Genomic DNA, 14836 nt, shown 5'->3' on the forward strand with positions numbered 1-14836 from the left:
ACTCATGGAAAACAAGAACCTGACCTCCAACCTGAATGTGGACGCGCTGTTTCTCGGCCCGAAATCGGAAAACCGCGTGTTCTTCCAGGAAATGATGGATTACGCGCTCCGGGAGCACATGCACTGGCGCGCCGACTTCCACCCCGAAGATGCTCCGCTGGTGACGCCGGTCGATCAGCACATGCCGGATTTTCGTAATACCTTGTACCGCACCGAAGGCATTCTGCGTCAGTTGTCTTCGAAGCTGAAGACGACGTCGGTTCCGTGGTTCTCGCCGCGCTATCTGGGCCATATGAACGCCGACACACTGATGGTCTCGAATATCGCTTACGTGATGACCATGCTGTACAACCCGAATAATTGCGCCCACGAGGCCTCGCCGACCACCACCGAGCTGGAGGTCGAAGTCGGCCGCGACTTGTGCACGATGTTCGGCTACCACCCGAACAAATCGTGGGGACATATCACTTCCGGCGGCACGGTCGCCAACTATGAAGGGGTGTGGGTGGCCCGCAACCTGAAGACGGTGCCGCTGGCCATGGCGCAGCACCCGAAGGCTCGTGATCTGGTCGCCGGTTTCTCCGAACGGGAACTGCTCAATATGTCTCCGGCCGCCATTCTCGATCTGACCGACGAATTGAAAAAGCGCGGAATCTTCGAGGAAGTGCGCAGCCTCACCGCGCGTGGTGTCGGCGTGAAGAAGGGCCAGCTTGGCAAGTTCCTGGTGCCGATGTCAAAGCACTATTCGTGGATGAAGGCCATGGACGTGCTTGGCATCGGCCAGGAAAACATCGTGCCGCTGCCGGTCGATGAGCATTACCGTACCGATGTCGCCAAGATGCGTGAAATCACCTTCCGGCTGATCGAAGAGGGCACGCCGATTCTTGGCATGGTATCGGTGGTTGGCTCCACCGAAGAAGGTTCCATTGACCACGTCGATGAAGTGATCCGTCTGCGCGAAGAGTGCGAAGAGCGTTATGGCGCTTCCTTCTACATTCACGTGGATGCGGCGTATGGCGGTTATGTGCGTGCGATGTTCCTCGATGAAGAGAACCGCTTCATGGAGTACGACGAGCTGGTCAAACGTTATCGCGCCGAGGACATCATCCCGGCCGGTGTGGCCTGGCCTAAGCGCGAAGTGTACGAAGGCTTCAAGGCGATGGCCGAGGTGGATTCCATCACCGTCGATCCGCACAAAGTCGGGTATGTGCAGTATGCCGCCGGCGCGGTCTGCATGAAAGACAAGCGCATTGTCGATCTGATCTCCTACCACGCGGCCTATGTGTTCGAAGAGTGCGGCGACGATGCCGCCGAGGACAAGAAAGTGGTGCTGGGCGCCTCCATCATGGAAGGCTCCAAGGCCGGCGCCACGGCGGCCGCCGTCTGGGCCGCGCACCGTCTGGTGCCGCTCAATATCGCCGGCTACGGCATGGTGATTGCCCGCGGTATCGTCACTGCCGACTGGTTCCACGCCAAGCTTGCCTCGGCCGAACCGTTTGTGGTCGGTCATCGCAAGTTCGATGTGCGCCCGGTGATGCATCCGGACTTCCACATGGTTGATTTCACCTTCAAGGAAATCGGCAACGACTGCCTGGAAGACCACAACCGCCTTAACAAGCGTATGTACGAGATCTGCTCGTACGCCTCCGGTCGGACGTACACCAATGACTTCCTGACTTCCTCCACTTCCCTGGCGTCGCACGAATACGGTGATACCCCGGCGATTTTTGTGCGGGAGCGCGGGTTCGCCGCCAGCGAGTGGGAGCGCGTGCAAAGCGTGTACATCCTGCGTTCCGCGGTCATGACGCACTTCTTGCGCGACGCTCAGCGTTTTGAAGAGTACTGGTCCGAACTTCGCGACATCTTCACGGCGAAATTGGCCCAGATCGTGGAAATGGAAGAAAAGGAAAACGAGCAACTGGCCGCTGCCTGATCGGGCGCGCGCTACTTGACGGTGGCCGCTTCGCTCGCCGCGCGGCGCAGCGGGGCGGTCACCGGGTTCAGGGATCAATGTACACATTCACACATGTCGCACGACGCATCCGGCACTTTGTGCGGGATGACTGAAAGGTTTCATCATGGGGTTCAATGTCAAGGCGGCGGGGGCGACCCTGCTGATTTCCGGCACCATGCTGGGGGCGGGAATGCTGGCTCTGCCGCTGGTTTCCGCCGGAATGGGATACAACAACGCGCTTTTCGCGCTGCTCGGGATGTGGGTGTTCATGACCTACACCGGTTTGATGCTGCTCGAGGTGACACTGGCGTTTCCGGATGGCAGCGGGTTCGATATCATCGCGCTGAAGCTGCTGGGCAAGCGCGGCCAGTGGATCACCAATTTCTCCTTGCTCTTGCTGCTGTATGCGCTGTCGTCAGCCTATATTGCCGGCGCATCGTCCACGTATGGCGCGAATCTGAAACATTATCTGGGTGTGGGTCTGCCACCGGTAATGGTTTCCGCGCTGTTTACCCTGCTGATCGCCACGATCGTTTTTTTGAGCACACGGGCGGTCGACCGGGTCAATAGTATTTTATTTTCTGTTAATATTATTGTTTTCTTATTGATAGCGGTAACCATCCGTCCGTATGTCAATCCGGTTTACCTGAATACCGTCAACGATTCAACGCGCTATATGTATGCCGCTTTCCCGGTCTTTCTGACCGCCTTTGGATTCCATGGCAGCGTTCCCAGTATGGTCAAGTACATTGGGCGGGACAAACCTCAAACCCTGCGCAATGTCTTCATCGCGGGCGGCCTGATTCCGATGCTGGTTTACGCTATCTGGGAGTACTGCAGTCTGGGATTGTTACCGCGAGTGGGCGCCAACAGTTTTCTGGCGCTGTCGCAGCAGCATGGTTCGGTGGGAATGTTCCTGGATTATGTGCACGCCAACACCCCAAATCAGTTGGTGCCGACCCTGTTCTCCTCGTTCACCTCGATTGCCCTGTTCACGTCTTATCTGTGTGTTTCGCTGGGCTTGTTCGACTCGGTGGCCAGCTCTCTCGGGCAGGGAGATTCCCGGTCCGGTCGTCTGAAAACCGCTGTGGCAACCTATCTGCCGCCTTTTGTTTTCGCCTGGTTGTATCCCGAGGGGTTTGTCATGGCGCTGGGCGCCGCGGCGATTTTTCTCGCGGTGCTGGCGATCCTGTTCCCGGCTTTCGCCCTTCGCAAACTGCGCGCCAAGGCGGACTACCAGCCGGTTTGGCGAGTTCCCGGGGGTACGGTGGCCATCACGCTGGTATCCATTCTCGGATCGCTGATGATCGTTTTCCAGATTCTCAAAATGCAGAATCTGCTTCCCATGTTTTGACCGGTGGCTCCGGCCAGCGAAAACCCAGTTGGAGGTTGTACTATGAGAACAGATAGTTTGGTTGAACAATTGCAGGAACGGGGACTGATTTCCCAGGTCACCGATGTCGAGGCTCTGGATGCCCTGTTGGCCCGCTCCCCCGTCACGCTGTATTGCGGTTTCGATCCGACGGCGGACAGCCTGCACCTTGGGCATCTGGTTCCGCTGCTCACCCTCAAGCGTTTCCAGATGGCCGGTCATCGGCCCCTGGCGCTGGTCGGCGGTGCCACCGGCATGATCGGCGATCCCAGTTTCAAGGCCACGGAGCGGACGCTCAATGCGCCCGAGGTCGTGGCGGGCTGGGTCGAAAAGATCCGTCGCCAGGTATCGCAGTTCCTCGATTTCGACTGCGGATCGAACAGCGCCGTCATGGTCAACAATTACGACTGGTTCAGTTCGATGGATGTGCTGACCTTCCTGCGGGATATCGGCAAACATTTCTCGGTCAATGCGATGATCAACAAGGAGTCGGTCAAGCAGCGGATCAATCGTGATGAAGTGGGCATTTCCTTCACCGAGTTCGCCTACAGCTTGCTTCAAGCTTATGACTTCGTGGAGTTGAACCGGGCGATGGGGTGCGAGCTGCAGTTGGGCGGCTCCGACCAGTGGGGCAATATCACGGCCGGCGTGGATCTGACCCGCCGCATGAACCGCCGGCAGGTGTTCGGGATTACCATGCCGCTGGTGACCAAGGCCGATGGCACCAAATTCGGCAAGACCGAAGGTGGCGCGGTCTGGCTTGATCCGAAAAAAACCTCTCCCTACAAGTTCTACCAGTTCTGGCTTGGCACGGCCGATGCCGATGTCTACCGCTTCATGAAGTTCTTCACGTTCATGTCGCTTTCCGAAATCCGCGCCGTCGAGGAGGCGGACAAGGCGCGTGGCGGGGCTCCTCTGGCCCAGAGCATTCTGGCCGAGAAGGCTACCGAGCTGGTGCATGGCAAGGCAGCCGTGCAAGCGGCGCGCCGGATCAGCGAATGCCTGTTTTCCGGCGATGAGAGCGGCCTGACCGAGGAGGATTTCGAGCAGTTGGCTCTGGATGGTGTGCCGAGTGTGGTGTTGCCTCGCGCGGAGGGTGGTCTGGTCAATGCGCTTGTCACCTCCGGATTGGCCGGCTCGAAGAGCCAGGCTCGAGGTTTCATTGAAAGCGGCGCGGTCAGCGTGAATGGCGGCAAGGTGATGGATCTTGCCCATGAACTGGGTGCCGGAGATATTCGCTTCGGACGCTACAGCCTGCTGCGCCGTGGCAAGAAGAACCACAGCCTGGTGATCTGGAAGGAGTAACGCCTATGGTGTGATGTATTACCGAATCTGAAGGGCTTTTTTCTCCAGGGGTGTGTGCTGAAGCACACACCCTCTTTTTTTATTCGGTTTCCGGTTTTTTGCGCGCCAGCTGGATCCGGCTGGCGAAATTTTCCTGCGTGAGATTCTCGGCAAGTTCGATGACGTGGCGATGATGCTCTTCCAGCAAATGCATGGCCTCGGGCAGATTCCGCTCCATCACGGCGTTCATGATGGCCCGGTGCTCGCCATCGTCGTGGTAGCGCTGTGGCGCATCCAGTTCGTGATTGAGCCAGATATGGCGGTAGCGCTCTAACTGGTTGTGAACGATTTCGATCATGCGCAGCAGCATCGGCGATTCGCAGGCCGAGATGAGCGACAGATGGAAATTCATGTGCAGCATGCCCCAACTGGTGTAGTCGATGTCGGGATCCTCGAGGTTGACACGCGAGAGGCGATGGTAGGCGGCAAGAATGCTCAGTTCCCAGGTTTCGTCTCCGCGGGAAAAGGATTTTTCGAGGGCGATACCTTCGAGCACGCGACGGGTGTCGAGGATATCTTTCAACTCTTCCAGGGTGACCGGGGCTACCCGGAAGCCTTTTTGCGGTTCCATTACCACAAAGTTTTGCCAGACAAGTTGCATCAGGGCTTCGCGGATGGGGGTTCCGCCGACACCGTAACGCTGTTTCAGTTCGTTGAGCTGCATTTTGTCGCCGGGCAGAAAAACGCCGATAAGGATATCCTGTCGGATCTGACTGACCATCTGGTCCGAGAGGACGGTGCTTTCGCGAGCTGCTGGGGAGGATGATTTCAGGGAGGACATGGGCCGGGTGACTGTCATGGAAAAAGTGAATCTTGCTCGCAATCCACTATAAGCATACAGGTCTCCGGGAAAATGTGTGGAATGGCGCAAGAAGCGGTTTGAATTTTGTAATTGTGCTGGTAATCAAATATCTATTTTAGTGAGACGCTAAAAAATAGTGAAGGTTCCAGAGAGTGAGCCAGATCAATATTGCCTCATTTTCTGCTTGCCGCGGTTCGCATTCGACGCGCGGAGGCAAGTTTGGGCGGTGGCGGGGGGAAATATCTTCGGATGGGATTGCCAACGCCTTTCGTATCCTCTACAATGTGTCTCTCTTGAGTCGGGGCGTAGCGCAGCCTGGTAGCGCACCTGCATGGGGTGCAGGGGGTCGGAAGTTCGAATCTTCTCGCCCCGACCAACGAAAAATTCAGTAAATCAAATAGTTAAGCCCTGTTTCTCAGGGCTTTTTTGTTGCCTGAAAATGGCTTGTGCGAGTTTTGTGCGGCGTACTAAGCCTTCTTGTTACACTGCTCTGTTCCCGCCGCGGGCAGTTCGAACCTCCGATCCTCTGTTGTCACCAGATTGTCCTCCCGATTTTGAGTCCGGCCACCGGCGGCTGAAACCGTAATAACAATGTTGTGGTGCTGTAGCCGACTCCTTGCCTGGCTCAAGTCTCGCGTCATTGGCTTTCCAGATAGTCGTAACCGGCCCAATCCAGAGTGTAGGCTTGCCGTTGTTCACCGATGGCAACTTGTTTCAATAGGCCCTGAAGCAGCATGACATGGATATGGGCCCGGACTATTTCCACGTTATACTCGGTGTCGGGCATACGCGCGATTTCCGCCAGAAGGCTGCGCTCTTCCAGTGGATGCGCGCGCCAGCGCCGTAATGTGTTCAATATTCGAAAAACCAGCAGTTCATTCCTTGGCATGATCCGGTTTGTGTCTTGATTATGACAATACGGTTATCCTTCATCATTGCTTCACACGTCAAGTTTTGTGAATGATTTGTTACAACAATAGTATGTGGTGTTGAGAAATGGCTACCGATTCCCCTTGTATTGCTCTGTGCTCGACTGCGCTGGGTGACAATGTCTGTCGCGGCTGTGCGAGGACATTCTTTGAAGTGGCCAACTGGTGCGCGATGGATGAGGCGCTCAAAGCCTCAACGTGGGACAGGTTGCCGGAGAGGCATTGCTGGTTACGGCTTGCCGGTGTGCTGAATGGAAGTCTGGATGTCGTGCAGACGGAAGGCGAGGAATGGGGGCGTATTGAGTTGTTTGATCGTTCTGCCTTGCTGGTGCAATGGCGTGACGGAATTTGGCGTGTTCGGCAGGAAGGTAATCAGGATATCCTGCAAGTGGCGGAGGCGGATATCCAGTATGTCGACGCATGGATCCGGGAGAAACCATGAGGCAGAACAGTGCATTGCCGGAATTTTGGGAAACGCGTTACCTGAGCGGTGTGACTCCATGGGATAGTTCGCAATGCCCGCCGGAGGTGCTCGACTATATCGGCAGGCAAGCTCCCGGATTGCCGACGCTGGTTCCCGGATGCGGCAGTGCTGTTGAAGTTGCGCACATGGTCACGCGAGGTTTGAAGGTGCTGGCTGTGGATTTCAGTGATGCAGCCGTCAAGGCCGCATGTGAGCAATTGGGGACACTGTCCGAAGGGCGCGTGGTGATGCGGGATTTCTTTGCGCTGGAGGAAGACGTGCCCTATGAATGGGTATATGAACGAGCTTTTTTATGCGCACTACCTCCCGCTCTTTGGCCGGATTATGCGGCAAAGATGGCTCGCCTGGTCAGCCCGCAAGGTTGCCTTGCCGGCTATTTCTTCCTGGCGGAGACTCCCAAAGGTCCTCCCTTCGGAACCTCTCTTGGTGAACTGCAAGCATTGCTTGGTGAGTGGTTCACTCTTGAAACGTCAAGAAGCGTTCACAGCGTTTCTCCGATCTTTCAGGGGCGCGAGTTCTGGCAGGTATGGCGTCGACGAAAAGAATAAAACGGCGGTGACATGGTCTGTTACACGGCATGAAATATGGACTAGTCATTTCATGCAAAACCGGTGAAAATGCAGATTGCCAAGAAAAAATAAAAACCGGGGCACGTGCGAACGCCTGTAAAGAGGAAACATGATGGAGTGGTTCTGGAAAGTTTATTATTTCATCGAGAAATCGTTCTGGAACAGCTTGACCAAGAAGCTATGCAGCTTCCTGTTCATCAGCCTTTTCCAGTTGATCATGGTGGGATATATCTACTATGTCCTCAGCGACATTCGCTCTGCGTTGAGAGGGCAGTCCCTGTCGGCCGCCGCCTTGCGTCAAATGGAGTCTCAGCTGGATTCCGCCCTGTTCTGGACGATTGGCCTCTGGGTGTTCTGTCTCGGCTTTATCGCCTTCATGATCTGGTACCTGCGCTATCTGATCGTGCGTCCCCTGAAAATGATCATCGATATATTCAATGAGATCGGAGCGGGGGAGGGGGACTTGTCCCGTAATATCCCTACCGTCACCTATGACGAGATCCGCGAGCTTTCCCTCTCGTATAACCGCTTTCTTTCCAAAATGCGCGAAATCATCAGCAATGTCAGATTGATGACCGTGCGCATCGCGATGGACTCGGCCAAGACACGCAAGAATGTGGTGGAGTCACTATCCAGTGCCAGAATGCAGGATGAATGCGCAACGCAGGTGCGCAACGCCAGCAATGAAAGCACTCATGGCATAGATCAGGTTACCGATCAAACTCAGCAGATTTCGGCCACGACCGTATCGAACCTGGATATGGCGCGCGAATCATACAGTGAATTGAAAGTCGTGGCGGAACGGATCTACGACATCAATCTGAAGGTCGGACATTTCAATCATACCGTTGAGGATTTGAATCGGCGCTCCGCCAGCATCAAGGCCATTGTCGATCTCATCAAAGACATCTCCGATCAGACCAATCTTCTGGCGCTCAACGCCGCGATCGAAGCGGCGCGGGCCGGCGAGATGGGGCGTGGGTTCGCCGTGGTTGCGGATGAGGTGCGCAAGCTCGCCGAAAAGGTCAAAGTGGCGACGAATGAGATTTCCGGCAATATCGACAGCATGCTGAAGCTGGTCTCGGAAACCCAGGTGGAAACCAATCAGATTACCGAGGATACCAATGAAGCCGGCGAAGTGGTGTCACGCGCTTCGGAGCATTTCGGCAAGATGATGGGCGACTTTGAGGTGATGGCAGATAGCCTGACTCATATCGCCTCAACAATGGAAAGTTTTGCGCTGAGCAACCGGAGCGTGAACCAGAATGTCAGCGATATCCATCAGCTATCCCAAGAGGTGTCGACGCGTCTGAACCAGACCGAAGCGGTGGCCGGCGAATTGTCCGGAGTTGCCGAGCAGGTGCAGGAAATGGTGGCGCGCTTTGTTATTGGCGAGGGATCGTTCGACCGCATGGTCGGAGCGGCATCGAAGGCCCAGCAGGAACTTCTGACGATGCTCAACCGCTATGTCGCCGAAGGGGTGAATGTCTTCGATCAACGCTACCAACCGATTCCCGGTACTCAACCGCAGAAATATAAAACAGCCTACGATGATCAGGTTGAATCGTCTTTCCAGGCGTTATTTGATCGCTATGCGGGGGAAATTGCCGGCTGCCGCTTCTGTGTGGCGACCGACGTGAATGGTTATGCCCCGACGCACATGAGCTCGGCCTCCCAGCCGCAGACTGGCAACCTTGAGGAAGACATCGCCCGCAGTCGCGACAAGCGGATTTTCAATGACCCGGCGGGATTGAAGTCGGCGCGCAATACCCAGCCGTTCCTCTTGCACACCTATTCCCGCGATACGGGCGAAGTGTTGTCCGAGATCGCTCTGCCGATCTTCATTCAGGGGCGGCACTGGGGATGCTTGCGGTTTGGCTTCGATCCGACCGAACTGCTCAAGGAGGCGGGACTGGCCTGAATCAGTGGTGCTCTACACGAAAACGCCGAGCAGTAGAAGTGGGCGTGTACTGAATTTTGTGTAAACGGGCATTTGGCAGGAAACTGCCACCTAGTCTGGAGACACAATGAGCTTAAACAAACACGACGTACCTGACGCACTACTGAACAGCTTGCTAGCCGATTACCAGAAGCCCGAAGACCTCATCGGAGAGAACGGCCTACTCAAGCAGCTGACCAAGCTGCTGGTCGAAAGCCCTGGATGCCGAGATGGTCGCACACCTTGGTCATAGCAAACACGAGCCAGTGCGCAATCCCGCCGGCAACACCCGGAACGGCAAGAGCCGCAAGACCCTCAAGGGTGAGTTCAGAGAGTTACCCATCGAGGTACCACGTGGATGGGCCCCCTGAAACATAGGACACCGATTCCCGCTTAGAATAAGGGATAGGTTTAAGGCTATGTTTATGACTAACACCAACAACAAGACAGACGTACTCGGACCCGAGCGCCGTCGCCGCTGGAGCATCGAGGAGAAGCAGGCCATTGTGGCCGAAAGCTTCATGCCCGGCCAGTCGGTTTCCCTCGTGGCCCGTCGTCATGGGCTCAATCCCAATCAGCTCTTCAAGTGGCGCAAACTTTATCAGGAGGGCAGTCTATCGGCGATTGCCGCGGGTGAAGAAGTCGTGCCGGCCTCCGAGTTGGCGTCAGCCATCAAGCAAATACGCGAACTGCAGCGACTCCTCGGCAAGAAGACGATGGAGAACGAAATCCTCAAAGAAGCCGTGGACATCGCTCGCACAAAAAAGTGGATTGCGCGCTCACCCTTATTGCCGGGGGAAGACCAGTAGCCCCGGTCTGCACTTCGCTCGGGTTGGCGCGCTCGAACGTGATTCGCCGTGCGTCGCGTCCTGTCGATTGGCGCGATGGTCGTTCTTGTCGATCGACCGATGATAGCGAGTTGGTCAAAGAGATCCAGACCGCCATTTCGCCGTTGCCCAGCTACGGCTACCGCCGGACGTGGGGATTGATTCGCCGACAGCGAGAGGCCGGTAACTTGCCGCCAGTCAACGTGAAGCGCATTTATCGCATCATGCGTCAGCATGGTCTGCTGCTCCAGCGGCGGCTCAAACAACCGGGTATCCCGCGCAGGCATGAGGGGCGCGTTGCTGTGGCCACCAGTAATCGCCGCTGGTGCTCGGACGGCTTCGAGTTTCGCTGTGATAATGGCGAAAAGCTGCGCGTCGTCTTTGCGGAGGACTGCTGCGACCGTGAAATCATCAGTTGGACAGCCTCGACCGGTGGCTACACGGGTGACATGGTTCGAGACGTCATGTTGGAAGCGGTGGAAAAGCGCGGCATTCAGTTGGGTATTTCGCCAGAGGTGGAATGGCTGAGCGACAATGGTTCGAGTTATATTGCCGCCGAGACCCGGCGGTTTGCGCGAGAAATCGGCCTCAAGCCGGTAACCACGCCGGTCTGCAGCCCGCAGAGTAACGGCATGGCGGAAAGCATGGTCAAGACGCTGAAGCGAGACTACGTCGGCCATATGCCGAAACCGGACGCCCATACGGCTTACCGGAATCTGGCGATTGCTATTGAGCATTACAACGAGTTTCACCCGCACAGCGCGTTGAAATACCGATCTCCACGAGAGTTTCGACGCCTGGCGGTTTCATCAACTTAAGCGTTGGTCGGTGTCCTGTTATACGGGGGTAAATCCACCACGCGACCGCCAAGGTACCTTTGAACCGCAACTCATTCCCAAGCACCAGACCCGCTGGACCGGATTCGACGACAAAGTCATCTCGCTTTACGCCCGGGGGATGACTGTTCGGGAAATCCAGGCCCATCTGGAAGAGATGTATGGCACAGAGGTCTCGCCCAGCCTGATCTCCTCCATCACCGATTCCGTCACCGAAGAGGTCAAAGCCTGGCAGGCTCGCCCTCTCGATTTGGTTTATCCAATCATCTACCTCGACTGCATCCACGTGAAGGTACGTGAGGGCATCTCATTCGTCACAACTCCACAGGCATTAAAAATGCAATCTCGGCACGCAACTGGACGATGCTATAGCTGCACTGTTGCCCGATAGCAAATACCCGCAAAATCTGCCTTTTGGACACCTGATCGGCAGAACCATGACCACATGGGCAGCAGACGAATTGGGGGCAGCAAACCTCGGAGATCGCCGTCTTACCCGACGCCTTATCTCACTGGCCGAACGCTTTGCCGCCAGCCCCACCGCCAGCATTCCCGGGGCGTGCGCCGATGGCGCCGAAGTTCAAGGGGCCTACCGTTTCTTCGAGCAGGCCCACGATGAGCGGCGTGTGTCAACGACAACCGAAATCTGACCCACCATTCCCTCACATCGACATTTCAACTCTGACCCACCCGGGTCTCATGGGGTGGTCGGTTTCTTGACCGCCCCGGCTTTACGTTTGTCTTTCAGTCGATAGCTTTCTCCGCTCATGCTGACGATGTGCGCGTGATGCAGCAACCGATCAAGCATGGCCGCGGTCAGCGTGGCATCGTCCGCAAAGGTCGTCGCCCATTGGCCGAACGGCAGGTTCGACGACAGGATCATCGAGCCTTTTTCATAGCGCTTGGCCACCACCTGGAAGAACAGGTTGGCCTCTTCCCGGCCAAAGGGGAGATAGCCGATTTCATCCACGATCAACAGGCTTGGCCCCATCACGGTACGATTGAAGTACTCTTTCAGCCGTCCCTGTCGTTGGGCCGCCCCCAGTTGGAGCATCAGATCGGCCGCCGAAATGAACTTCACCTTCAACCCCGCTTGCGTTGTGCGGATACCCATCGCCGTGGCCAAATGGGTTTTGCCAATGCCACTCGGACCGATCAAGACGATGTTCTCGGCTCGCTCCAGAAACGCCAGTCCCGCCAATTCCTGTATCTGCGATTTCGGGACACCACAGGCGAAACCAAAGTCAAATTCCTCCAAGGTTTTGATGGCGGGGAACCCCGCCATCCGCAACATGACTTCACGTGTACGTTCCTGGCGCAGTCGGGTCTCGCGTTCCAGCAGTCTTTCCAGGAAATCACTGTAGGGCAGCGCATCCCGCGCGGCGTCCTGCGCCACCGCCGGATACAGGGTGGCCATGGATTCCAGCTTCAATTGGCGGCACAGATGGCCGATGCGTTCTTGTTGCAAGTTCATGCGGCCTCTCCCAGCAAGGCGGCATACACCGATAGCGGGTGCTGGAGCGACTCAAACGGCATGCCGCGAGCCAGGGCCGCGGCCGGCGGGGTCGTGTTCCGGGGCGGCAACGCCTGTAAGGCATCGAGCTCGTGTCGCCAACGGTCAAGCGGCCGCTCTTTTAGCGTGGCATGCAGGCGGACATTGGCCACTTCCGCCAGCCATCGCTCCACCTCGCGGTTGGCGGTGGCCACATCCACGCGCAGGCCGGCACCTTTGAGCCGGCTCGCCAGAGGGTTGTAGAAACTTTCCCGCAAGTAGCGGTTGAAGCGCTCCACCTTGCCTTTCGTTTTGGCCCGATAGGGGCGGCACAACTTGGGCACAAAGCCCAGCGTCTTCGCCAGCGACAGCAGCCCAGGATGGAAACGATGTTGCCCGGGCCCATAGGCATCGCGCTCCAGAACCACTGTCTTCATGTTGTCGAAGAGGGCCTGACGGGGGACGCCGTGAAAGTAGTGGCAGGCAGCCAACAGGCACTCCTGCACCGATTCGAAGTCTTCGCTGTCGACAAAGCGGACAAAGGACAAGCGGCTGTAACCCAATGTGGCCACGAATGCGGACAATGGCGAGGCGCCGCGCCGGAACACCACGAAATCGGCTTGCATCTGCTGGCCTGGCTCGGTCTCGAAGCGCACCACCGGGTCGGCGTCTTGTGACCGCGTCGGTCTCAAGGGCAGGTAAAACTGCTTCAGCAACGACAGACTGCCGGAGTACCCCAGCGGCTCAATCTCCCGCATCAACACCGTGGTCGGCAACCATTGCGGATGCGCCTCGCGGATACGGCGCCGCAGATAGCCGATAAATGGATCGAGCTTGCTCGGACGTGGCGGGCGTTCTTTATAACGGTGGCTGTTGGCTTCCCGCAGATGGCGTCGAACGGTATTGCGCGACACGCCGAGCATTCGGGTGATCTCCCGAATGCTCTTCCCTTGGCGGATCAAAATCTGGATTTCCACTACTTGCTCCTGGGTCAACATAATCGGCGGCGCAAAGCCACCACGTTACCCCAGGTGGGTCAGTTTTGGTTTGTCTAGGTGGGTCAGTTTTACATTGTCGCTAACAGTGGGCTCGGTTGGCAGGATATCCTCTCGCCGCCTATCGCCCGTACCGAAGCTCGCATGGCGCAGCATCCGGTGGTGCTTTGCCTGCAAGATACCACTGAACTGGATTTCCATGGCCAGGCGATGGACGACCTGGGGCCCTTGTCCTTTGAAGCCCAGCGGGGCAGGTATCTGCACCCGACCTATGCCGTGACGCCGGACCGGGAAGCCCTGGGGGTCACCGATGCCTGGATGTGGTCACGAGAGCCCCGGGACGATGAGGGGATACGGCCCGGCATCAAGGAAAGTCGGCGCTGGATAGAAGGCTATGAACGCCTGGCCGAGACCGCCCACCGCCTGCCTGACACCCGATTGGTGTATGTGGCCGACAGGGAGACCGACATTCTGGCGCTGATGCAGCGCGCCCATGCCCTGAAAACACCGGTCGACTGGCTGATCCGCTCGCAGCACAATCGCAGCCTGCCCGATGGAGGCAAGCTCTGGGACACGGTCATGGCCAGTCCGGTGGTGGCAGAGATTGAGTTCACCCTGGCCCCCCGCCAGGGGGGCGAGGTCGCGCAAGGATCGCCAACAGCTCCACGTCTTGCGTATTTCGCTACCCGCCGGGCAAGGCGGAGAACGGCTTTATGCGACCTGCCTGATGGCCCGGGAAACTAGCCCTCCAGGTGGTGACAAAGGGCTGTGTTGGTGCTTGCTGACCAACCGCGAGGCCGGTAGCGTCGACGACTTGAGCCAGTGGATCGAGTGGTATCGGGCGCGCTGGGAAATCGAAATGTACTTTCACGTGTTGAAGAATGGTTGCCGCGTGGAAGCGCTCCAGTTGGGTAGCCGCGGCAAAGTGGAATTGGCCTTGGCCATCTACATGGTGGTGTCGTGGCGGATTGCTCGTTTGATGCGTCTGAGCCGGACCCAACCGGACATGAAGGCCGATCAGTTGTTCAGTCGGGAGGAGTGGCAAGCCGCCTATCTGATGAAGCGCAAGGTCTTGCCCAAAGAGACGCCCAGTCTACGCGAGGTGGTTCGGCTGGTCGCCATGGTGGGCGGTTTCATGGGGCGCAAAAACGACGGGGAGCCGGGTGCGCAAACGCTCTGGCAAGGGCTGGAGCGGGTCAGAACGTTTGTGGAGCATTTTGATTATGCCAGAGGCGTTATTGGCAGCATAAAGAGTACTGGCCAATGAGATGACGTGAGGGGGCTGTAGGTAAT

The 14836-nt window shown here is 57.2% G+C and carries 14 protein-coding genes, 1 tRNA gene and 2 pseudogenes; 13 read left to right on the forward strand and 4 right to left on the reverse strand.

Annotation, left to right across the window (positions count from 1 at the left end; genetic code table 11):
* Nucleotides 1-4 precede the first annotated feature (4 nt).
* From JNO50_RS05815 to tyrS, 3 genes are all read left to right on the forward strand, one after another.
* Nucleotides 5-1933 carry a pyridoxal phosphate-dependent decarboxylase family protein gene (locus tag JNO50_RS05815; protein ID WP_189532519.1) on the forward strand — a complete coding sequence of 643 codons (1929 nt, stop codon included), beginning with the start codon at nt 5-7 and terminating at the stop codon, nt 1931-1933.
* Between the two features lie 145 nt (nt 1934-2078).
* The gene (locus JNO50_RS05820) at nt 2079-3308 is read left to right on the forward strand and encodes an amino acid permease (protein ID WP_189532521.1); all 1230 of its coding nucleotides are present in this window, start codon (nt 2079-2081) and stop codon (nt 3306-3308) included.
* A gap of 42 nt (nt 3309-3350) precedes the next feature.
* The gene (gene tyrS, locus JNO50_RS05825) at nt 3351-4631 is read left to right on the forward strand and encodes a tyrosine--tRNA ligase (protein ID WP_189532523.1); all 1281 of its coding nucleotides are present in this window, start codon (nt 3351-3353) and stop codon (nt 4629-4631) included.
* A gap of 79 nt (nt 4632-4710) precedes the next feature.
* On the opposite strand, the gene JNO50_RS05830 is transcribed toward tyrS, so the two are convergent.
* Nucleotides 4711-5469 carry a GntR family transcriptional regulator gene (locus tag JNO50_RS05830; protein WP_308429802.1) on the reverse strand — a complete coding sequence of 253 codons (759 nt, stop codon included), beginning with the start codon at nt 5467-5469 and terminating at the stop codon, nt 4711-4713.
* Between the two features lie 302 nt (nt 5470-5771).
* Between JNO50_RS05830 and JNO50_RS05835 the strand changes: the two genes are divergently transcribed.
* A tRNA-Pro gene (locus tag JNO50_RS05835) sits at nt 5772-5848 on the forward strand.
* A 261-nt stretch (nt 5849-6109) separates the two neighbouring features.
* Here the strand turns inward: JNO50_RS05835 and JNO50_RS05840 are convergent.
* Nucleotides 6110-6361, reverse strand: coding sequence for a hypothetical protein (locus JNO50_RS05840; RefSeq protein ID WP_189532527.1), 252 nt, complete (start codon nt 6359-6361; stop codon nt 6110-6112).
* Nucleotides 6362-6468: 107 nt separating this feature from the next.
* Here JNO50_RS05840 and JNO50_RS05845 point away from each other — a divergent pair, with 107 nt between their 5' ends.
* From JNO50_RS05845 to JNO50_RS05875, 7 genes and pseudogenes are all read left to right on the forward strand, one after another.
* On the forward strand, nt 6469-6843 hold the full coding sequence (locus JNO50_RS05845; protein ID WP_189532529.1) for a DUF1289 domain-containing protein: 375 nt from the start codon (nt 6469-6471) through the stop codon (nt 6841-6843).
* Nucleotides 6840-7433 (forward strand): methyltransferase domain-containing protein, encoded by a 594-nt coding sequence (locus JNO50_RS05850; protein WP_215796505.1) that lies wholly within the window; start codon nt 6840-6842, stop codon nt 7431-7433. The genes JNO50_RS05845 and JNO50_RS05850 overlap by 4 nt, the downstream gene beginning before the upstream one ends.
* A 130-nt stretch (nt 7434-7563) precedes the next feature.
* Nucleotides 7564-9375, forward strand: a complete 1812-nt coding sequence (locus JNO50_RS05855; RefSeq protein WP_229804562.1) for a methyl-accepting chemotaxis protein — start codon at nt 7564-7566, stop codon at nt 9373-9375.
* Between the two features lie 106 nt (nt 9376-9481).
* Nucleotides 9482-9749 (forward strand): annotated as a pseudogene (locus tag JNO50_RS05860) (transposase); the annotation flags it as partial.
* A 69-nt stretch (nt 9750-9818) separates the two neighbouring features.
* A protein-coding gene (locus tag JNO50_RS05865; protein ID WP_215796506.1) for an IS3 family transposase occupies nt 9819-11038 on the forward strand; the annotation gives its coding sequence in 2 pieces (ribosomal slippage) (nt 9819-10152 and nt 10152-11038; 1221 coding nt in all).
* A gap of 28 nt (nt 11039-11066) precedes the next feature.
* Nucleotides 11067-11360: pseudogene (locus tag JNO50_RS05870) on the forward strand (transposase); the annotation flags it as partial.
* 133 nt (nt 11361-11493) lie between these two features.
* Nucleotides 11494-11706 (forward strand): IS4/Tn5 family transposase DNA-binding protein, encoded by a 213-nt coding sequence (locus tag JNO50_RS05875; RefSeq protein WP_189532533.1) that lies wholly within the window; start codon nt 11494-11496, stop codon nt 11704-11706.
* 47 nt (nt 11707-11753) lie between these two features.
* On the opposite strand, the gene istB is transcribed toward JNO50_RS05875, so the two are convergent.
* Both istB and istA read right to left on the reverse strand, forming a co-directional pair.
* The gene (gene istB / locus JNO50_RS05880; protein WP_215796452.1) at nt 11754-12530 is read right to left on the reverse strand and encodes an IS21-like element helper ATPase IstB; all 777 of its coding nucleotides are present in this window, start codon (nt 12528-12530) and stop codon (nt 11754-11756) included.
* Nucleotides 12527-13546 carry an IS21 family transposase gene (gene istA / locus JNO50_RS05885; RefSeq protein ID WP_215796453.1) on the reverse strand — a complete coding sequence of 340 codons (1020 nt, stop codon included), beginning with the start codon at nt 13544-13546 and terminating at the stop codon, nt 12527-12529. Before istA ends, istB begins: the two co-directional genes overlap by 4 nt.
* A 141-nt stretch (nt 13547-13687) precedes the next feature.
* Between istA and JNO50_RS05890 the strand changes: the two genes are divergently transcribed.
* The gene (locus JNO50_RS05890) at nt 13688-14287 is read left to right on the forward strand and encodes a hypothetical protein (RefSeq protein ID WP_189536991.1); all 600 of its coding nucleotides are present in this window, start codon (nt 13688-13690) and stop codon (nt 14285-14287) included.
* A complete protein-coding gene (locus JNO50_RS05895; protein WP_189536993.1) occupies nt 14214-14810 on the forward strand; it encodes an IS4 family transposase in 597 nt (198 codons plus the stop codon). Before JNO50_RS05890 ends, JNO50_RS05895 begins: the two co-directional genes overlap by 74 nt.
* The last annotated feature ends 26 nt before the right edge of the window (nt 14811-14836 follow it).

Origin of the sequence: Paludibacterium paludis (assembly GCF_018802605.1) — a bacterium.
GTDB classification, from domain to species: domain Bacteria; phylum Pseudomonadota; class Gammaproteobacteria; order Burkholderiales; family Chromobacteriaceae; genus Paludibacterium; species Paludibacterium paludis.